Consider the following 20,130-nt stretch of genomic DNA (forward strand, 5'->3'; position numbering starts at 1 on the left):
TCAGCCCTTCAACCCCGTCGTGGCGATGCCGTCGATCAGGAGACGCTGGAAGAACAGGAAGAAGACGAACAGCGGCAGCAGCGTCAGCGTCGACATCGCGAACAGGGCGCCCCAGTCGGACTTGCCGGTGGAATCGACGAAGCTGCGCAGGCCGAGCTGCACGGTATAGGAGTTCATGTCGTTCAGATAGATCAGCGGCCCGAAGAAGTCGTCCCAGGTCCAGATGAAGGTGAAGATCGCGGCCGTGGCCAGCGCCGGTATCGACAGCGGCAGGATCACGATCCAGTAGATGCGCCAGGGACCGCAGCCGTCGATCATCGCGGCCTCGTCGAGCTCGCGCGGGATCGAGCGGAAGAACTGCACCAGCAGAAAAATGAAGAAGGCGTCGACCGCGAGGAATTTCGGCACGATCAGGGGCAGGAAGGTGTCGACCCAGTCGAGATTGAGGAACAGGATGTATTGCGGGATCAGCGTCACGTGATACGGCAGCATCAATGTGCCGAGCATCAGCGCGAACCAGAATTTCTGGCCGCGGAACTTCAGCCGGGCGAACGCGTAGGCCGCCAGCGAGCACGACATCACGTTGCCGACCACGCTGCACAGCGACACCACGAGCGAGTTCAGGAAGAACCTGCCGAAGGTGACCTGCAGCCCGGACCAGCCGCGCCAATAGGCGGCGAGGCTGAAATGGCGCGGCCAGAGCGAGGCATCGCCGAAGATGTCGCTGTCCGGCTTGAACGAACTCGCCAGCATCCACAGCAGCGGGTACAGCATGGCGATCGAGGCGAGGCACAGCACGACATGGTAGAGCAGCGCGCGGCGGCGGCCGTCGCGAGGAGGCGTAACGCCATCCTGTCCTGCGAGATCAACCATCGTAGTGCACCCAGTAGCGCGATGTCAGGAAGGACAGCGCGGTGAAAACAGCGATGATCACCACCAGCACCCAGGCCAGCGCGGAGGCATAGCCCATGCGGAAATACGCGAACGCCTCCTGGTAGAGATACAGCGTGTAGAACAGCGTCGAATCGATCGGGCCGCCGGTGCCGCCGCTGATGATGAAGGCCGGGGTGAACGCCTTGAAGGCGTCGATGGTCTGCACCACCAAGTTGAAGAACAGCACCGGCGTCAGCAGCGGCAGCGTGATCCGCCAGAATTGCTGGCTGCGGCTGGCGCCATCGATCTCGGCGGCCTCATAGACGTCCTTCGGAATCTGGCGCAGGCCGGCGAGAAAGATGATCATCGGCGAGCCGAATTGCCACACAGCCAGCGCCACCAGCGTATAGAGCGCGGTATCAGGGTTGGAGATCCAGCTCGGTCCATGAATGCCGACGAGCTTCAGCGCCTGGTTGAGGAGGCCGTCGCCTGAAAACACCTGGCGCCACAGCACCGAGACGGCCACGCTGGCGCCGATCAGCGACGGCAAGTAGAAAATCGCCCGATACAGCGGCAGGCCGCGGAGGCCCCGGTTCAGCATCATGGCCACCAGCAGCGCGAATGCGAGCTTCAGCGGCACCGATAGCGCCACATAGAGGAAGGTGACGTGCATCGCCGCGCTGAACTTGGGATCGCTGGTGGCGATGCGCACATAGTTGGCGGCGCCGACCCAGCGCGGGTTGCTGAGCAAATCATAATCCGTGAACGACAGATACAGCGAGACCAGCGCCGGCCCCAGCGTGAGCCCGAAAAATCCGATGAGCCAGGGTGCAAGAAACAGATAGCCTGTCGCGCTCTCGCGCCAGGACGTTTCAGGCGTGTGCGCGGCTGCCAGGGCCTGCCGGGACGCCGCAGCGTCGATCAGCGTATCCGCCACTGCTGCTATCCGCGCGCCAGCACGGCGGACGCCTCGGCGACGAACTGCTTGGCGCCGTCGGCGGGCGTCAGGCGGCCGAAGCCGACCTGCTCGTTCACCCGCCGCAGCACGGCCTGGATCTCGCCGGCGCCCCGCGGCGGAGGAGGCGGCAACGGCCCGACCTTGTCGCTGATCAGGCTGATATAGTCGACCATGGCACGGCCGAGGTCGTCGAGCATCGGCGTCACGACGTTGCGCACCGCTGAAGAGGCTGGCACGCCGCGCTCGACACCGAGCAGCTTGCCGGCCTCGGTATCGGCGATGAAATAACTGACGAGCTGCACCGCCGCCTCGGCCTGCTTCGACTGCGCCGAGACGCTCCACATCATGGCCGGCTTGAGATACTGGCCGGGTTTCGCGCCTTGTCCGCCGTCGGGAAATGTGGAGAGGCCGAGCTTGCTCTTGTTGATGGCCTGGAAGCCGACCAACTGGTTGGAGTGGGCAAACGTCATGGCAATCTTGCCAAGCGACAGCAGATTCGAGTCGATCTCGCCGCGATCGAGCGCCTGGACATCAGGCGCGGCGCTGGCGCCGCGCTTGCGCATGTCGCTCCAGAACGCGAGCCACTCTGTCATGTCCTTGTCGTCGTAGCCGACCTTGCCCTCCGCCGTGTACAGCGACTTGCCGCGTTGGGCGAGCCAGACCTCGAGCAGCGGCTCGTTGCCACCGCCGTCCTCCATGCCGGTAAAGCCGTCGCGCTTGGCGGCCTTGGTGATTTCGGCGGCGAGATCGCCGATCTCGTTCCACGTCATGTTCCAGACCGGCTCTTTCAGACCCAGACTCTGGATCAGCCCCTTGTCGTAGACCATCGCCGTCGAATTGAGCCCGAGGCTGACACCGTAGATCTTGCCGTCGACCTTGCCGCTGTCGACCGCGGCCGGGCTGAAATCCGAAAGGTTGAGGGCTTTCGGCACGTAAGCATCGAGCGGCAGCAGGGCGCCCCGGCGGGCGTATTCGAAGATGTAGCGGTAATCCATCTGCAGCACGTCGGGCGCATTGCGACCGGCAGTTTGCGTCGCAAGCCGCGCCCAGTAGTCGGTCCAGCCCAGCGTCTCGCTGGCGATTGTCATGTCCGGATGGCTGCCCAGATAGAGCTGATTGACCTTGTCGGTGCGCTCCGCCCGCTCCTTGGCGCCCCACCAGAACATGCGTAGCCGCGTCTGTCCCGCCGCAGCGGGCAAGCCGCCGAGACCGACCAATGTTGCACCGCCGATACCGGCTCCGATCAATGAACGACGCGACAGCGCGAAGCCGCTCATGAACTGTCCTCCCTGACCACGTGTCAAATTGAGGCGCGTGTGACCGGCCGATGACACCTTTGACTGCCTGCCACTGCACGCGTTGCGCAACGTGCTTCTTTTCGCAAGCGAACCGAAGGTAGCGGCTGTGTCGGCTTTGTCAAACGCGGGCTCGGCTCACCACGCGGGTTGCGGACATCACGTGGCGGCAGCCGCCTGATAGAGGCGATCGCGCAGCCAGGCGTGACCTGCATCCTCCTGGTTGCGCGGGTGCCACAGCGCGACGATGCGCGCCGGCGGCAGAGCGAGCGGCGGCGGCACAAGATCGAGCTCGTGGGCGAAGCGCATCAGGAATCGCCGCGGCAGGGTGCAGATGCAATCGCTGTGCGCGAGGATGACGGGAGCAAGCGCATAGGTCTGGATCGAGACCGCGACGCGCCTGGCACGGCCGAGCGCGGCCAGCGCGTCGTCGACCAGGCCCGCGAAGCCGCCGCCGTCTGCGGCGATCAGCAGATGATCGGATGCGCAAAAATTGTCGAGATCGAGCGCGCCTGTGCCGCGCGGGTGGCCTTTGCGCTGCGCGGTCAGGAAACTGTCCTCGAACAGCGGGCGCTGCATCAGCTCGCCGCTGGTCCGGTCAGGCCCCGTGACCAGGAGATCGATCTCGCCACGTTCGAGGCGATCGACGATGTCGTGCGTGGGGTGGACAAGGGCAAGCCGCGTGCGGGGCGCCATCGCCGTTATTTGGGCAACGAAACCTGGCGCCAGCGTCACCGCCGGATTCTCGTGAATGGCAACGACAAAGGTGCGCTGGTCCCGCGCCGGGTCGAACGCTGCCGGTCCCTCCACCATGCGACGCAATTTGCCGAGCACCTCGGCAAGCTCCGTCTGGAGCTCCACGGCCCGCGTCGTCGGCACCACGCCGCGGCCCGCGGCCGCAGGCACGAACAGCGGATCGGCGAACACTTGCCGCAATCGGTTGAGCCGGGCCGACAGCGCCGGCTGCCCGATGTTCAGCCGCGAGGCCGCACGGGTGACGTTGCGCTCGCGCAGCAGCGCCTCCAGCGCCAGCAACAGGCCGAGGTCGATCTCGGCGAGGCCGGCATCGTCGGCCGGGCGGCCCGGACCGCGTTCGACATCCGCCATCGCGGCACCTCCGTTCAATCGCGGCTGAATGAGCCGCGATGACATAAGTAGAGCCTTCACGCGGGCATGAAAAGGCAGACCGCCGCAAGTCCTCAGCCATCACCGGCATCGATGAGACGTATCGACTCCACGGCCCTCCCGGACGCGCGGTCCCACTCGTACCTCACGGCCACGGCGGCAGGTCCGGGATATCGGCAATCACGCCGCGTCCGGCGCCGACCGAAGCGGAGGATATCTCGGTGACGAAGGAGACGAAGACTTATCACGTCGGCGATGCGGCCATCACGCGGATCGACGAACTCTCGCTCGCGGCGTTTCAGTTCGACACGCTCTACCCCGGCGCGGACCCGGACGCGCTGCAGCGCCAGCGCGCTCGGCTCGAGGCCGGCTCGTTCGACGTTGCGACCGGCACGTTCATCCAGAGCATCCACAGCTGGCTTGTGAGAACGCCGCGCCACACCATCCTGATCGATACGGCCACCGGCAACGACAAGAACAGGCCCGAGATTCCGCCGCTGCACCGGCTCAACGAACCTTTCCTCGCGCGGTTGGCCGCCGCGGGCGTCACGCCTGATGACGTCGATTATGTGCTCCTCACCCATGTCCACGCCGACCACGTCGGCTGGAATACGCGCCTCGTCGATGGCCGCTGGATGCCGACATTCTCCAACGCGACCTACATCTTCTCCCGCGTCGAGCAGGCCTATGGCGAGAGCCTGGCTTACGGTGAGGAACCAGCGACGAATCCGGCCCTGGGCCCTGCCCTGCGCAAGCCCGCCGATCGCGTCTATGACGACAGCGTGCGGCCGGTGATCGAGGCGGGCCTGGCTCGGCTCGTCGCGATCGACGGCGGCGAGGTGCTGGAGGGAATTTCGTTCATTCCGACGCCGGGCCACAGCGTCGACCACGCCTCCATCCGCCTCGTCTCGCGCGGCGAGCAAGCGCTGTTCGCGGGCGACGTGATGCATCACCCGCTCCAGGTCTATGAGCCCTCGCTCAATTCCTGCTTCTGCGAATTCCCGCAAGCCGCACTCCGCTCGCGCAAATTCGTGCTGGAGGACTCGGCTGCGAGCGGCGCAACTGTCTTCACCACCCATTTCGCGCAGTCCTCCGCCGGCCGCATCACGCGCAGCGGCGAGCGCTTTGCCTGGCAATTCCTCTGATCATGGGAGAATGACGATGGACCAGACCATTCCTGCACATGCATACAGACCCGATCTCGTGAGCGAGGATTTCGCGATCCCGAGCGACACGGCTGGCATCTCGCTTCACCTGCGCAACAAGCGCGCCGCCGCGCAAAAGGCTTTCTCGGCCGAGCGGACCATCCTGTTGGTCCATGGCGCGACCTATTCGTCGGCAAGCCTGTTCGACGTGCCGCTCGGTGGCCGCTCCTTCATGGATCATCTCGCCGCGCAGGGCTTTGATGTGTTCGCACTCGACGTGCGCGGCTACGGCGGATCGACCAAGCCGGCTGAAATGGATGCGCCGCCGCAGAACTCTGCGCCGCTCGTTCGCACCGATGTCGCCGTGCGCGACCTTGCCAGCGCAGTCGATCACATCCTGCGGCGTCGCGGCATCCCGCGCCTCAATCTCGTTGCCATGTCCTGGGGCGGCTCCGTGGCCGGGGCCTATACCGCTGCCAACAACGACAAGGTCGTGCGACTCGCGCTGGTCGCGCCGCTGTGGCTGCTGAACAGCCCTGCTCCGATTGATTCCGGAGGCGCGCTCGGGGGCTACCGCAAGGTCCCGGTGCTCGATTTCAGGGAGCGCTGGCTCGCCGCGGCGCCGGAAGCGGCCCGCGCGAGCCTCATCCCCGAAGGCTGGTTCGAGCGCTGGGCGGAGGCCTCGCTCGCATCAGATCCGCAAGGCAACGCCGAACATCCCCGCGTGATGCGCGCGGTGAACGGTCCGATCCAGGACATCCGCGATTATTGGGGCGCCGGCAAGGCGCTCTATGACCCGAACGACATTCGCGTCCCCGTGCTGCTCGTTCACGCCGAATGGGACCGCGACGTGACCATGGCCACGACGCAGGATTTGTTCACTTCGCTCACACGGGCGCCATACCGGCGATGGGTGGAAATCGGTGAAGGCACTCACATGGTGCTGCTCGAAAAGAACCGAATGCAGGCCTTCGACGCCATCAGTCAGTTCCTCGCCGAGGGCGGCCCGCACGGAACTCCATCCCACTGAAGTCGCTAGAACCGAGGATCATCCGGTGTTCCCCATCTCCCGCATCAGTGCATCGCAGGGAACATCGGCAATTTTGCCTCGTTGTCCGTGCTCGAAGAAATGGAGGACAGACATGAAGATCGTTCCAAGCATTGGCATCATCGCCACGGCGATCGCGGTGACTGCGATGGCGACCCCGAGCTTCGCTCGAGGTCGAGGTCCGGGTCCCTGCACAAGCTCAAGCGATACCGCGGTCGGTGCCGAAGGCCCCGCCATGAGCGGCGGTCAGTTGATGGCCGGCATCGGCGATTGCCGCCACTACCGCGGAAGGTGGCGCGATAGCTATGGCTACTACCAGGCACCGGCTCGCACCTACTATGATCGCGGCTACTATGACCGCGGCTATGACGGCCCAGGCGTCACGATCGGCGTCGGTCCCGACCGGTGGTGAGAATAGAGAAGAGGCCGCCGTCTAGGCGGCCTCTTCGGTTGCGGAAGCGCCCAGTCAAGATGCGCCAGCCTCGCACCAGCCTGGCACCGGAAAATGCCGCGACGGGACGTCGTCTCCATTTCTGGTCAGCCAATGAACCGCCAAGAGCGCCGGGCCGCGGCCAAACAATCCCCAAAAGCCGCGCCGCAAAATCTGCAGATTGCGAGACATCTCGAGGCGGCAAAACAGGGCCAATCGCTGTTCAAGCTCGGCCGCTACGCCGAAGCCCTTGAATGTTTCAACACATTCGAAAAGCTCAATCCGGATGTCGCACCTCTGTACCAGACGCGCGGCCTTTGCCTGCAGCGGCTGGGACGGTTTGTGGAAGCACAGGCCGACTTCGAGAGGTCCATCGCGCTAAATCCCGGCGAGGCCGAGACGCACAAGAATCTCGGCACGCTGCATTCGAGACTGGGCCGGATGGAGCAGGCCTTTGCCAGCTTCGATCGCGCCCTCGCGCTTCGTCCGGATTTCTCCGCAGCGCTCAACGAAAAGGCGCGGGCGCTGTGGAGCCTGCAATTGCTGGATGACGCCTTTGCGACGTTTCACCGATCGCTGGCGGTCGACCCCGGCAATGCGGACACGATCTGGAATCTCGCGCTATTGCAGATGCTGACGGGAGATTTCGAGCGGGGCTGGGCGGGACGCGAGGCCCGCTGGACAGCGCCGTCTTTGGGCCTCGCCGAGCGCGGATTTTCGCAGGCCTGCTGGCTTGGCGACCGGCCGCTCGACGGCAAGACCATCCTGCTTCACGCCGACGAAGCCCTGGGCGACTCCATCCAGTTTGCGCGCTACGCGCCCATGGTGGCTGCGCTCGGGGCTCGGATCATCCTGGAGGTCAACCCTGCCGTCCGGCGGCTCCTGGCCGGCGTCAGCGGCGTCGCAGATTGTATCGACCGATCGTCGGCGCCGTCGCTGGCGTTCGATCTGCACTGTCCTCTCGGCAGTCTGCCGCTGGCGTTCGGAACGCGTTCCGATACGATTCCGTCTGCGCAAGGCTATCTTGCTCCGCCATCGATGGAGCGCGTGACGGCGTGGGAGAGCCGGCTCGGTCCCCGCACGCGCTTCCGCGTCGGCCTGGTCTGGTCGGGCGACCCGGGCCACAACAACGATCACAACCGGTCGATCGCGCTGCGCGCGCTCGTGCCCTTGCTGGATTGCGACGTCCAGTTCGTCTCCTTGCAGAAGGGCATCCGCGACGAGGACCGCGCCTTCCTCGCCGCGCGTTCCGACATTGTCGACCTGACCGAGCAGCTCACCGATTTCGACGAGACCGCGGCGCTAATGTCCTGTCTCGACCTGGTGATCTCGGTCGACACCAGCGTGGTTCACCTCGCCGGCGCGCTCGGCGCACCGGTCTGGACGATGCTGCCCTTCAACCCGGATTGGCGCTGGCTGCTCGATCGGGACGACAGCCCGTGGTATCGGTCGATGCGGCTGTTCAGGCAGCCCACCAGAGGCGACTGGGCGAGCGTCGTTGATCGTGTGCGACGTGAACTGGATGGCATGGCCTCGGCTGGCTTCAGAAACGGACCGCGGTGCGCAGACCCAACACCCATGCGTTGTCGGTCTTGACGCCGGCGGCATTAAACCCGCGCCCGCCGGGATTGATGACGTACTGGGCGTCGAACTTGAGATTCATCCAGCCGGTCGCCTGCAATCCGTACCAGAGCTCGATCGGAACTTCGTTACCGCCTGCGTTCGGGCCAAGGGCCGCCGAGTTCACATGAGTCGTGCCGACCGCGAAGCCGACCTCGTCATCGGGGCGCGAGGCGAATGTTCCGCTGTGCTTCACGCCCCAGGCGATCTGGTAGTCCTGGAACGAGGTCCGATGATCGGCCACGGTCGTGTTGAGGAACGTGTACCAGCCCTGCGTTTTGGGACCATCGACGGTCAACCGCTGCAGGATCGACTCATAGACGCCGAAGCGACCACGCTGGTCTCCCAGATTTTGATCCGGGACACCACCGAGGCCCGGAATCGTCGTAACAATGCCCGGCAGGCCGCCATCGATCGTCGACGCGCCGTCGTACCAGCCGCCAAGTCTCCAGGTCCCGTTCAAGGGACCACTCGGGGTCCAGGTCAACTCCACCGGGACCAGCACACCCGCCGCGGGGTTCGAGGCCGGAATGCCGGGCAGGAAGTAGATCGTCGGGTCTGACGTGGTGAGATAATTCGGATTGGCGTCGTAGACGCCGACGGAAATCTTCCATTCCTTGGCCAGATTGAAATGGGCCACGCCGGCCCATTGGCTCACCGGCCAGTTGAAGATGTAGCCACCCAGGATGTTGCCGGGTTGGCCGCCGCAGAAGGTCAGGTTGATGAAATCGCACTCGCCGAAGAAGAAGTCGGAGCCGACGGGGAGACGGCCGCCCTTGAGCTCGAGACGATCATCGAGAAGCTTTTGCGCGTAGGAGAGTTCGGTCAGGCGCAGAATGTTGCCGCGGCCAAAGACCTCATTGGTGAGCTGCAGGGCGGGAATGTCAGCCTCGCTATTCAGATTGTTGCCGAAGCGGTCGACCAGCGTGAGACCGACGGTACCGCCCTGGACGCCGGCCAGCTTCGCCAGGTCGAATTTTGCCTGAAACGCCAGCTGACCGGCGTTCGCGCCGGTGTTTCTGGCTCCGCCCGACAGGTTGGCGACGGCTTCGTCGCCCAGCGTCAGCGCCAGCGAGATGCCCTGCTCCTTCAGCCGCGTCCTGCCGAGATCGCCGAACAGATACGGCCTTGTCCAGAAATCATCGGCCGCGGCATAAGGAACAGGCGGCGCTTTGGTCGGAAGATCGGCCGCATGCGCTCCGCTGCCCAACAGTAACGACAACACGATCCCCGCGCCGCACAGCCGTGCGGCGCTTGCAGACTTCTCCAACGACATCAGTTACTCCCAGGGTCTCAGGCTTCTTCTGTTTTGTGTCACGTCGCCGCCCCACGGCGACGCTGCCGCACGTCAAAGCGCGCTGCGCGTTTCCCCTGGCAAGGGATCAATCCGAGCTTGTGTTTATTCCCGCCCCGAAGGCATTCGACGAGAGAAGAATGGCAAGACAGGCGAAAGTCCCGGCCGGAAGAGCATCGCCCTCAATCTTCCACGCGATAAAGCCGCCACCGCGCCGGCACGCCCTTGAGCTGGTGGCTGCCGTGATCCTTCAGGCTTATCTGGGATTGCGCCGCGAGCAGGTCCTTCACGGCGCTCGAGACCAGCACCTCGCCGGCGCGCGCCTTGGCGGCGACACGGGTGCCGATGTGGAAGGCAAGACCGACCATCTCGCCGCCGCTGATCGTGTATTCGCCGGCGTGCAGGCCGACCCTGATCTCGAGGCCGAGTGTGCGCACGGCTTTCCGGATCGCGGTCGCGCAATTGATGCCGGCGGCCGGCACCTTGAAGGTCGCCAGCACGCCGTCGCCTGTCGTCACGACCTCCTTGCCGCGCGATGATTTCAGCTCCTTGCGGACTGCGGCGTAGTAGAGGCCCATGACCTTGGTCCAGCGCACATCGCCGAGCTTTGCGGCCTTTGCCGTGGAGCCGACGATGTCGACGATCAGGATCGTCGCGAGGGCCTGCTTGAGCTCGGCGCTGCCGTTGGCGGATTTTCTCCGGACGCCAATGGCGCCAGTCAACGGTTCATAGTCATGGCTGCGCCGCCGGGCGATGGCGGATTTGGCGTAGTCCTGGGCGCGCTGCGCGGTGCCGCAGCGGATCGTTTTCTCCTGCGGCAGATGGGTCCAGTAAACCTTGCGGCCGTTGCCGGCGCCCTGCACTTCCACGGCGCCCCATTTCAGGAACACCGCCGAGCCGACCCGCCGCACGCACCACGCCTTCGACGTGTACCCTGATACGTTCGACTGATGCAGGCCGACGCGAAGAAATTTGGGCATGACGTTGCGGCTGATGCTGAACCATTGCGGCGAACCTGGAGCGTAGTTGGACGCCCGCGCCTTGGCAACAGCGCACGGTCGAGCAGTGCGGTTTACGTCCGCGCGGACGGCCCAAAGGCAAACAGCTCGATCGGATCGCTGAAACCGCGCACGGCATGCTTGCCGACGCGCTCCAGCTCAAACTCGCGATCGACCAGTTCGGCGAAGTCGCGCGACAGCAGCACCGGCTTGCCGACCTGCTTGGTCAGCGCCTCCAGCCGCGAGGCCATGTTGACGGCGGGGCCGATCACGGTGAAGTCGAGCCGGCTTGACGATCCGATATTGCCGTACATGACGTCGCCGACATGGACGCCGATGCCGTAATTCAGCGGCGCGCGGCCCGTGCCGTTGTTGCGCTCGTTCAGCGCAGCCATCGCACGCCGGGCCTCGGTGACGGCGCGCAACAGATTGGCGCAGGCGTCGGGCTGGCTCAGCGGGAAGATCGCGAGCAGACCGTCGCCGATGAATTTCAGGATCTCGCCGCCATACCGCGCGATCGGGTCCGACATCGCGTCGAAGTAATCGTTGAGGAGATCGATGACGTCGTCGCGCGGCCAATTGTCGGAGATCTTCGTGAAATCCCTGAGGTCGCAGATCATGATCGCGGCGCGCACCGTCGTGCCGGTGCCGCGGCGCGTCGCGCCGGCGAGAATCAGCTCGCCGGCATGGGAGCCCACATAGGTCTCCAGCAATGTGCGCGCCAGGCGGTTCTTGATACGGATTTCACTGACCAGGGCCAGCACCGGCAACAGCTTCTTCAGCGCGGTGATATGCGCAGCGTCGAATCCGCCGGGCCGATCAGTGGCGAAGGTGACGAGATGGCGCTTGCCGAGGGTGTGATACAGCGGCCAGGCGACATAATCTGTCAGGCCCTTCGCCCGCATCTCGTCATAGAGCGCGTGCTTGCGGCCAAGGGCGGGATCCTGCTCCAGATCTTCCCGCACTTCAGTGGCGCCGTTCTGCATTTCATTGGCGGGACTGCCGATATATTCGGAGCGCTCCCGCACGTCGAAATCAACTCGCGCGATCTCGGCCTCGCGCATGCCGTCGGCCCACATGAAACGGGCTCCCAGCCATTGCGGGTGCTGAATCAGCACGTGAAGCGTCGACCGCTTCAGCGGAATGCCCGTCTGCTGGATGCGGATGCACATCTCGGCAAAAATGTTGTCGATGAAGCGCTCGTTATGCGTCCCGGTGGTCAGCCAATCGACGACGCCGTCGGATAGCGTGGCAGCGGGATTCTTGTCTGGCGCGTTCATATCCTGGCCTTCAACGGCGGTCTTCATGCCCGCACATATCGTGTTCCGGATCGGCTGCGTCAACCTAGCCAGTTGCACGGATTGTGCGCATTCGCACGACCACCGCCTAGCCGGCGAGCTGGATTGAGCCCAGCACCGCCAGCCCCGAAACGAGCGTCAGCCTGGACGCCTCGGCCAGCTCGATCTCGAGCGTGCAGCCGGCAGGAACGGGAAATTCCTCGCTATTGACTCGAATGCCACAATCGCCCGACGGCGCATAAACCAGATGCGTGCCCACGGGCAAAGCCCGCTCGCCGGGCTCCTTCAGCGCCACCAGCTCGATCTCCGCCGCACCGCGCCGCGCCATCAGGTTGACGACCTCGACCGGACCGGCCTCGAGCTCGGTGACGATCTCTATCTCGCCGGTGAAGCGGACGGTCGTGAACGGCTCGCGCTCGTCCAACTCCTGCCCCCCGGCTTTCAGCACCAGCCCACGCCCGCCGATCACCATCTGCAGGCGATCGATACCAGGCATGTGCGAGAACGGCCCGGGCGCGACGATCGGCGTCGACGCAAAGCGCCACAGCAGGCTGTCCCAGTTCTTCACCACCGTGCCGGGCCGATGCGCATCCGCAATATCGGTAAAGATGCCACCGCCGTTTTTCCAGGGCGCCCGGGTGTAGTCTTCGGATTTCAGCAGCGTGGTTTTCATGGGGTGCGAGTGTCCTGGAATCACCCGCGCATCATTAGTCGTCTCACGTCTCGGCGTCGAGCCGAAGCCTGTCGTCGTCCTGGCGAAGGCCAGGACCCATTACCCCGACGGCCCGTTGTCGAAGCGAGCTGCGGCCGCACCGTCTTCCAACAACGTTAATGGTGGCTATGGGTCCTGGCTTTCGCCAGGACGACGCTGGGGAGATACCGCCTCCCTCACTCGCTCTTGCCGCCATTCAGCTTCGGCAAGGTCTCCACGATCTTCTGCTTGCCGTCGACGATCTCGGCGAGAAAGCTGGCGCGGTCGATATCGCCGTTCTGGTCCCAGCTGGCTTCCATCAGGATGCCCGGCGCCTTGTCGGGCGTCAGCGTCAGGCCCTTCATCGCGGCGCCGAAGGCCTTGCTGTCGAACTTGCCGATCTTCTCGGTGACGTATTTGACGAGATAGACCGCGGTGTAGCCCTTGATGCCGTTGTGATCGGGCCGGTACTTGAAGCGGTCGCTGAACTTCTTGGTGAACGCCTCGATCGCCGGGATCGGAGCGTCGGCGCTGAGGCCGACATGACCGCGCACGCCGTTGGCGGCGGGACCGGCGAGCTCGACCACCTTCTGGCTGAGCAGCGTGGTCTCGCCGAACAGCGGCGTCGACAGGCCTTGCCGCTTCGCCTCGATCAGGAAGCGGGCGCTCTCCTCCTCATTGGTGTAGATGAAGGCGGCATCGGCCTTGGCGCCTTTGAGCTTGATCACGTCGGAGCCGAAATCGACCTGGCCCTGCTCGGTGGAGATGTCGGCCGCGATCTCGATGTTGCGCGCCTTCATCTCCTTCACGAAATTGTCGTGGCCGCCCTTGCCGAAATCATTGTTGACCCAGAGCACCGCAACGCTCTTCACCTTGAGCTTGTCGTGCAGATAATTGGCGATCTTCGGCATCGAGAATTGCTGGCCGAAGGCGGTGCGGAAAATCCAGGGATTGCCCTGCATGGTGATGTCCGCGGCCTCGGCGCCGACGATCTGCGGGATCTCGGCTTGTTGCGTCAGCGCCATGTTGACCTTGACGGAACCGGAATAGATCGGCCCGAGCACGACATAGGGATCCTTGTCCAAGACCTTCTGCACCTGCGCGCGCGAGATGCCGGGGTTGCTCTGGGTGTCCAGATGCTCGGTCTGGATCTTGCGGCCCAAGATGCCACCGGCGGCATTGATCTCGTCGACAGCGAGCGCGACGCCATCGCGCCAGTTGGTGCCCGAGACCGCGCCGGGGCCGGAGAGCTCGATGACGTCGGGGATGTAGACGGTGCTCTGCGCGCGGGCCGCGCCCGTCGCGAGCGATGCCGCCAAGGCGATGATGAGTGTGCCTGCAAGATGCCTCATGATGTCCTCCCCGTTGCTTTCCTTGTTATGATGCGTCGAAACCGAGCAATTTCGCCGGCGTTCGCCACAGCAGGCGCCGCTGGTCGTCCTTGTCAGGAAACAGCGATGCCAACAGCGCGAGCAGCGGCCCGTAGTCGAGCCTTTCGGCCGCACGCAGGAACGGATAGTCCGAGCCCCAAATGCAGCGGTCGAGCGTGAAGGCCTCGACAAGCGCTGCAATGAACGGCCAGGTGTCCTCATACGGGTGCGGCTGTAGCGAAAACTTGTAATGGCCTGAGAGTTTGATGTGGGCGTCGCGCTCGCGGCCGATTGCGAGCAGGGCCTGGAAGGCTTTGCCTTTGATGCCCTGGCCGACCGGCGGTCGGCCGCAATGGTCGAACACGAGGCGCACCGGCGATTTGTCGATCAAGGGCAGCAGATCGATCAGTTGATCGTTCTCGACCTGGATCTGCAGGAACAGGCCGAGGCTGACCAGCTTCTCCAGCAGCGGCGCGGTGTTGCGATAATAATCGGCGCCGTGGAACGGCACATTATAGGCAACGCCGATCACGCCGCCGGCTTTCAATCGTTCGAGCTCGCTGATGTCGACGTCGTTCTCGACCACGGCGACGCCCCTGAAGCGGCCGCCGCCCTGCCTCAAGGTGTCGAGCAGGATACGGCTGTCGCTGCCGTAGCCGGTGTTGGTGGCGACGACCAGCGCATGGTGAACATCAAAGGCGTCGAGCACGCGGATCAACTGCGCGGCCGGCACGATCTCCTGCCCGCTCGGCCGGTACGGCGTATCGGCGCCATAGGGAAAACGGACGGGATCGATGGCGTGGATGTGACAATCGATCTTGGGCCCCGCCGGCAATGTCATGGCGCAAAGCTCCCCGCGGGTCAGAACGTGGCTTCGATGGCCTTGATCAACTCGGGCGTGACGTCAGGCATCACGCCGAACCAGGCCTTGAAGGCGAGCCGCGCCTGGTTGAGCAGCAGGCCGAGCCCGTTCACGGTGACGCAGCCGCGCGCACGGGCCTCAGCCAGGAACGGCGTCTCCAGCGGCGTGTAGATCAGATCGGCAGTGAGCGTTGCAGGCTTCAGCCGCGACAGGTCGATCTCCAGCGCGCTCTTGCCGACCATGCCGCGATCGGTGCAGTTGACGAGCAGCGCGACATCGGAGAGCGCGGCCGCGCGATCGTCCCACGCGACGGTGCTGACGGCAGGGCCGAACTCCTTCGCAATCGCCTCCGCTTTCTCCGCGGTGCGGTTGGCGATGCGGATCTCGCGCGCGCCGTTTTCGAGCAGCGCGACGACGACCGCGCGCGAGGCGCCGCCTGCGCCTAGCAGCAGGATCGGGCCGGTATCGCCGCGCCAGTCGGCTTTCGCATCGCGCAGGCTCTGCACAAAACCATTGCCGTCATTGTTGAAGCCGGACAGCGTGCCGTCCGGTTCGACCACGATGGTGTTGACGGCACCGATGCGCCTGGCGGTCTCATCGACGCGGGCGAGCTGCGCCATCGCTGTCTGCTTGTGCGGCATGGTGACGTTGCAGCCGCGGAACCCGAGCGCGACGAGTCCGCGAAGCGCATCTGCGAGCCGCTCCGGCTTCACCGCCAGCGGCACATAGGAACCGCGGATGCCGTGCGCCTTGAGCCAGTAATTGTGAACGACCGGCGAGCGCGAATGCGCGACGGGCATGCCGATGACGCCAGCCAAACCAAAACCGTCCTGCGACATGCTGCGCTTCCCATCCCGGATCGCGTCTTTAGCGCGCGACCATGCCATTTGGTCAAATGTACAAGACATCTAGAGGGAATGGCTAGCGGGTGCAATGTGAATTTGGGGCGGGCCGCGGGCCGACACCGGCCCATGTCACCCCGCTTGCGGCCGGAAATCAGACCCGCATGGTGAGGAGTCCGCCAAAGCGGGCGTCTTGGACCATGCTATCGTGCCAGCGATGGTCCAACCCTCGCGAGGCAAGCATGTCTGCAACTGACAAGGTTTTCGCCGGCTCGGTCCCCAAGCTCTACGACGAATATCTGGTCCCGCTGATTTTCTCGGTCTATGCCGACGACCTGGCCAAGCGCATCGCCGCGCAGTCGCCCTCGGACCTGCTCGAGATCGCCGCGGGCACCGGCGCCGTCACACGGGCCGTGGCGGCGCTGCTGCCTTCGGATGTCCGCTATGTCGCGACCGACCTCAATGAGCCGATGCTCGCTGTCGCCAGGCAGCGTCAGGGTGGCGATCCGCGCATGACCTGGCGCCAGGCGGATGCGTTGACGCTGCCGTTCGAGAACACGGCATTCGACGTGGTCTGCTGCCAGTTCGGCGCCATGTTCTTTCCGGATCGCAGCAAAGGCTACGCCGAGGCGAAGCGGGTGTTGAAGCCTGACGGTGCTTACCTGTTCAACGTGTGGGATCGTATCGCGGACAACGTGTTCGCCGATGACGCGACCGCCACACTCGGCAAGGTGTTTCCCGACAATCCGCCACTGTTCATGGCGCGGACGCCGCACGGCTATCACGACAAGGCCGTCATCAAGGCCGATCTCGAGCGCGCCGGCTTCAGGGACATTTCGATCGAAACCAAGACGGCAACGAGCCGCGCGCCCTCGGCCGAATATGTCGCGATCGCGTATTGCCAGGGAACGCCGCTGCGCGGCGAGATCGAAGCCAGGGATGCGAGCAAGCTCGAGGTCGCAACCGATGCGGTCGCCGAGGCGATCCGGAAACGCCACGGTGAGGGACCGGTCGAAGCGAAGATTCAGGCCCTGGTGATCACGGCGAGGCCGTGATCGCCGGAGCAGCGAGATCGAGCCCCGCCCCTACCAAAAGCTCCGCTGCATCGGCATCGGCTGGGCCGGCTGATAGTACTGGTACTGGCCGGCGCGGCGGCGCGGCGCGACCGGTTGGGGATCGCGCTGCCCGAAGAAGAAGAAGCCATTGCCGCCGAAGGCGCCGCCATTGCCCCAGCCATCGTCGCTGGCCATTTCCACCGGCGGCGCGGTCGGCTTGCGGGTGATGAAGCCGCCTTGCGGGTGGTTGCTCAGGACTGCCACAAACTCGGTGCGGTAGTTGGTCTCGGCGCTCAAGGGCTCGTCCGAGATGATGATCGATGAACGCGGCAACGCGGTCGGCGCGATGCGATCCCACACCTCCTGCGGGATGGTGATGCGGTCGAGCGCGTCCTTGGCGTTGTCGCCCTCGTCGATGCTGACGACGCTCCAGCGCAGGCCCGTGTCGTTCTTCGCCATCGCCGTGAAGATGTGCGTGCCGATCGGCTGGTCGGGATTGCGGATGGTGACCGGAACCTCGATGCTGGTATCGAACACCTCGCCGCCACCATCCGGCGCGGGCTTGTGGGTGTTGCGCCGGACATAGAGCTTCTGCGTGGCGCGGCTGATGTAGACCGAGACCGGCTCCAGCGCGAGCTTGGCATCCAGCGCAGCCTTCACGGCGTCGGCCTTCTTGGCCGCAGCGGCCTTCGCTGCATCCTTGGTCGCGGCAACCGCGTCGCGCTTGGGCTGCGCCGCAGCCTTGGCGGCGTCGAGCTGGGTTGCGGCATCAGCGGCCTTGGCCGCCACCTTCTGTTTCAGCTCGTCGGCCTTTGCCTTGGCCTGGTCGGACTTGGCGTTCGCGACAAGCTTGTCGGCATAGGCGTTCTCGGCGTCGGCGCGCGCCTTCTGCTGCTCGAGCTTGCGCAGCGTTGCCGGAAGCGATTGCGCCTCCTTCGCCGCCGCAGCCGCAGCCTTCTTGGTCTCGTCTGCAGCCCTGATGGCCTCCTCGGCCTCGGCGGAAAGCTTGTCGATGCGTCCGGGCGCGGCAGCAATGGCCTCCTTGCTCGGCACGAACAGCGAGGGATGCGAGAATTCGACCGGAGCAGCGTCATACGGCGAGATGATCACCCGCATGCCGATATTGGTCTTGTCGAACAGGCTCTCGGCAAAGTTGAAGGGCATGCGCACGCAGCCGTGCGAGGCCGCGTAACCGGGCAGCGGTCCGCCGTGCAGCGCGATGCCGTTCCAGGTGATGCGCTGCATGTTCGGCATCCAGGCGTCGTCATACATGGTCGAGTGGTGGTCCTTGTCCTTCTCGACGACGGCGAAGACGCCCGCGGGCGTCTCGCGGCCGGTGGTGCCGGTCGAAACCGGCGCGCGCAGGATCCAGCCCTCGGAATCGTAGAACGTCACCTGCTGGCTCTTGAGCGACACGATGGCCATGATCGGCTCGCCTGCTTCGCGCGGAGCCACCGCCTCGGCGGTCTGGCGCGGCTGCTTGGCGGCAAGGGCCTGGCTCGGGGCGGCCAGCGCAAGCGCCGCCGCGACCATCACAATTCCGGGAGCCCCCCAACGCCGCGCCACTCGATTGGATTGCGCCGTCGTGATCAGGTCTTTCATGCCATTCCCCGGTTGCCTGTCCGCACTTGGTTCATCATCGATCACATTGCGATGTTTGGATTAAGAATTCGCAGCCACCTTCAGTTCCGTTCTCGGCGATATCAGGTCCGTTCCGGCGACGAAACTCTCTTATACGACGGTCCATGCGGGCGGAAGGGCGGTCCGCCGCCCAGGCTGGCCCGGAGCTTTCGGACGCGCTGCGGCAGACATGTCGGCCCGCCGGAGGCCGGGGCAGGATGTGACCGGAATCACAGAGAAGTGTATCCAGGCAGCAAGCGATCGAGACTGACGTCGTCATGGCGCGCCCGCCTTACGGCGCGCCGACGGCCTTGTTCGCGACGAGCGTGTCGATTTCGGCATCGCTCAATCCGGCCTCGCGCAACACTTCGCGCGAATGCTCGCCAAGCCGCGGCGCCATGCGGTGGATGCCGGCCGGGCTCTCGGAGAATTTTGTCGCCGGACGCGCCTGGCGAATTCGCCCTTCTGTCGGGTGATCGATATCGGCAAACAGACCGACGGCCTCGAGATGCGGCTGCTCGCCGATCTCGCTCAGCTTGGCGAAAGCGGTGTGGGGCACGTCGAGCCGCAGCAAAAGCTCTTCCCATTCCGCGGTGGTGCGGGTCGGCCCGATCTCGCTCATGCGGTCGTAGACCTTGTCGATGTTCTGGGAGCGCAGCACGGGATCGCGTACGCCGAGCTCCTCGATCAGCTCGGGGCGGCCGACGGCCTCGAAGAAGGCGCACCAATTGTCGCCGGAATAGGGCAGCATCGTCAGCCAGCCGTCTTTGGTCTTCACCGGACGGCGGTTCTTCATGCGCTTGTAGCCGGTCGGGCCGATCGGCGGATCGAACGCATGCCCGCCCAGCATCTCGATGCTGTTGAAGCCCGCGATCGTCTCCAGCATCGGCACCTCGACCATCTGGCCCTGCCCGGTGCGCTCGCGGCGAAACAGCGCCGCAGACACGGCGCCGACCATCGCCATCGCGCAGATCTTGTCGCCGATCAGGCTCGGGACGAAGTGCGGCTCCTCGTCCGATCCGATCGATGATGCGAGGCCCGAGGCCGCCTGGATGATCTCGTCGAAGGCCGGCCGCGCGGCCCACGGTCCATCCTGGCCGAAGCCGGTCGCGGCCGCATAGATCAGCCGCGGATTGAGCTTTGCGCAGTCTCCGTAACCGAAGCCGAGCCGGGCCATCGCGGCCGGACGCACATTGGTCACCAGCGCGTCGACCGTCGGGATCAGTCTTGCGAGCGCCGCCTTGCCATCGGGATGTTTCAGGTCGAGCGCGAGACTGCGCTTGTTGCGGTTGACCGCCATGAACTGGCCGCTCATGCCGCGGTTCCGGAACAGGCCGGTGTAGCGCCAGGTGTCGCCCGTCAGCGGCTCGATCTTGATGACGTCGGCGCCCCAGTCCCCGAGCATCTGCGCGGCATATGGACCGAACAGCACGCTCGTCAGATCGAGAACGCGGATGCCGCTGAGAGGGCCTGATGGTGCCATCATCGCTTCACGGTGGTTGGAGGACGCATATCATCGGCCGCATCGCACGCGATGTCGGCGAGGGAGACGATACATTGATTGTCAGGCGTGAGATGTAGCGCAGAATTCAGATGCGTATGCGCA

General features: G+C 64.9%; 18 protein-coding genes. 5 read left to right on the forward strand and 13 right to left on the reverse strand.

Annotated features, from left to right (window positions below; translation table 11 throughout):
- The 4 genes from XH91_RS28305 to XH91_RS28320 all read right to left on the reverse strand — a co-directional run bounded on the left by XH91_RS28305 (position 1) and on the right by XH91_RS28320 (position 4,233).
- Positions 1–873 carry a carbohydrate ABC transporter permease gene (locus XH91_RS28305; protein ID WP_128953640.1) on the reverse strand — a complete coding sequence of 291 codons (873 nt, stop codon included), beginning with the start codon at positions 871–873 and terminating at the stop codon, positions 1–3.
- Positions 866–1,768 carry a carbohydrate ABC transporter permease gene (locus XH91_RS28310; RefSeq protein ID WP_245477365.1) on the reverse strand — a complete coding sequence of 301 codons (903 nt, stop codon included), beginning with the start codon at positions 1,766–1,768 and terminating at the stop codon, positions 866–868. The genes XH91_RS28305 and XH91_RS28310 overlap by 8 nt, the downstream gene beginning before the upstream one ends.
- A gap of 47 nt (positions 1,769–1,815) precedes the next feature.
- Positions 1,816–3,108: an ABC transporter substrate-binding protein gene (locus XH91_RS28315; protein WP_128955028.1), complete on the reverse strand. Its 1,293-nt coding sequence runs from the start codon at positions 3,106–3,108 to the stop codon at positions 1,816–1,818.
- A gap of 177 nt (positions 3,109–3,285) precedes the next feature.
- The gene (locus XH91_RS28320) at positions 3,286–4,233 is read right to left on the reverse strand and encodes a LysR family transcriptional regulator (RefSeq protein WP_128953641.1); all 948 of its coding nucleotides are present in this window, start codon (positions 4,231–4,233) and stop codon (positions 3,286–3,288) included.
- 239 nt (positions 4,234–4,472) lie between these two features.
- On the opposite strand from XH91_RS28320, the gene XH91_RS28325 reads away from it, so the two are divergent.
- The 4 genes from XH91_RS28325 to XH91_RS28340 all read left to right on the forward strand — a co-directional run bounded on the left by XH91_RS28325 (position 4,473) and on the right by XH91_RS28340 (position 8,470).
- Complete coding sequence (locus XH91_RS28325) at positions 4,473–5,396, forward strand: MBL fold metallo-hydrolase (RefSeq protein ID WP_128953642.1); 924 nt, start codon at positions 4,473–4,475, stop codon at positions 5,394–5,396.
- Positions 5,397–5,412: 16 nt separating this feature from the next.
- Positions 5,413–6,426: an alpha/beta hydrolase gene (locus tag XH91_RS28330; RefSeq protein WP_128953643.1), complete on the forward strand. Its 1,014-nt coding sequence runs from the start codon at positions 5,413–5,415 to the stop codon at positions 6,424–6,426.
- Between the two features lie 112 nt (positions 6,427–6,538).
- Positions 6,539–6,856 carry a hypothetical protein gene (locus tag XH91_RS28335; RefSeq protein WP_128953644.1) on the forward strand — a complete coding sequence of 106 codons (318 nt, stop codon included), beginning with the start codon at positions 6,539–6,541 and terminating at the stop codon, positions 6,854–6,856.
- A 132-nt stretch (positions 6,857–6,988) separates the two neighbouring features.
- Complete coding sequence (locus XH91_RS28340; RefSeq protein ID WP_164934213.1) at positions 6,989–8,470, forward strand: tetratricopeptide repeat protein; 1,482 nt, start codon at positions 6,989–6,991, stop codon at positions 8,468–8,470.
- On the opposite strand, the gene XH91_RS28345 is transcribed toward XH91_RS28340, so the two are convergent.
- From XH91_RS28345 to XH91_RS28375, 7 genes are all read right to left on the reverse strand, one after another.
- Complete coding sequence (locus XH91_RS28345; protein ID WP_128953646.1) at positions 8,418–9,770, reverse strand: carbohydrate porin; 1,353 nt, start codon at positions 9,768–9,770, stop codon at positions 8,418–8,420. The two genes, XH91_RS28340 and XH91_RS28345, sit on opposite strands and share 53 nt — an antisense overlap.
- A 200-nt stretch (positions 9,771–9,970) precedes the next feature.
- Positions 9,971–10,768 (reverse strand): adenylate/guanylate cyclase domain-containing protein, encoded by a 798-nt coding sequence (locus tag XH91_RS28350; protein ID WP_128953647.1) that lies wholly within the window; start codon positions 10,766–10,768, stop codon positions 9,971–9,973.
- Positions 10,769–10,860: 92 nt separating this feature from the next.
- Positions 10,861–12,066, reverse strand: coding sequence for an adenylate/guanylate cyclase domain-containing protein (locus tag XH91_RS28355; RefSeq protein WP_164934220.1), 1,206 nt, complete (start codon positions 12,064–12,066; stop codon positions 10,861–10,863).
- Between the two features lie 106 nt (positions 12,067–12,172).
- Complete coding sequence (locus tag XH91_RS28360; protein WP_128953649.1) at positions 12,173–12,757, reverse strand: HutD/Ves family protein; 585 nt, start codon at positions 12,755–12,757, stop codon at positions 12,173–12,175.
- Positions 12,758–12,972: 215 nt separating this feature from the next.
- Positions 12,973–14,127 carry an ABC transporter substrate-binding protein gene (locus tag XH91_RS28365; protein ID WP_128953650.1) on the reverse strand — a complete coding sequence of 385 codons (1,155 nt, stop codon included), beginning with the start codon at positions 14,125–14,127 and terminating at the stop codon, positions 12,973–12,975.
- Between the two features lie 25 nt (positions 14,128–14,152).
- On the reverse strand, positions 14,153–14,986 hold the full coding sequence (locus XH91_RS28370) for an amidohydrolase family protein (protein ID WP_128953651.1): 834 nt from the start codon (positions 14,984–14,986) through the stop codon (positions 14,153–14,155).
- A 20-nt stretch (positions 14,987–15,006) separates the two neighbouring features.
- Positions 15,007–15,846: a shikimate dehydrogenase gene (locus XH91_RS28375; RefSeq protein ID WP_128953652.1), complete on the reverse strand. Its 840-nt coding sequence runs from the start codon at positions 15,844–15,846 to the stop codon at positions 15,007–15,009.
- Positions 15,847–16,091: 245 nt separating this feature from the next.
- Here XH91_RS28375 and XH91_RS28380 point away from each other — a divergent pair, with 245 nt between their 5' ends.
- Positions 16,092–16,904 (forward strand): class I SAM-dependent methyltransferase, encoded by an 813-nt coding sequence (locus XH91_RS28380; RefSeq protein WP_128953653.1) that lies wholly within the window; start codon positions 16,092–16,094, stop codon positions 16,902–16,904.
- A 30-nt stretch (positions 16,905–16,934) separates the two neighbouring features.
- Here XH91_RS28380 and XH91_RS28385 read toward each other — a convergent pair whose 3' ends face one another.
- Positions 16,935–18,506: a L,D-transpeptidase gene (locus XH91_RS28385; RefSeq protein ID WP_128953654.1), complete on the reverse strand. Its 1,572-nt coding sequence runs from the start codon at positions 18,504–18,506 to the stop codon at positions 16,935–16,937.
- 310 nt (positions 18,507–18,816) lie between these two features.
- Positions 18,817–20,010 (reverse strand): CaiB/BaiF CoA transferase family protein, encoded by a 1,194-nt coding sequence (locus XH91_RS28390; protein WP_128953655.1) that lies wholly within the window; start codon positions 20,008–20,010, stop codon positions 18,817–18,819.
- Positions 20,011–20,130: the final 120 nt, after the last annotated feature.

Source organism: Bradyrhizobium guangzhouense (genome assembly GCF_004114955.1).
GTDB lineage: Bacteria > Pseudomonadota > Alphaproteobacteria > Rhizobiales > Xanthobacteraceae > Bradyrhizobium > Bradyrhizobium guangzhouense.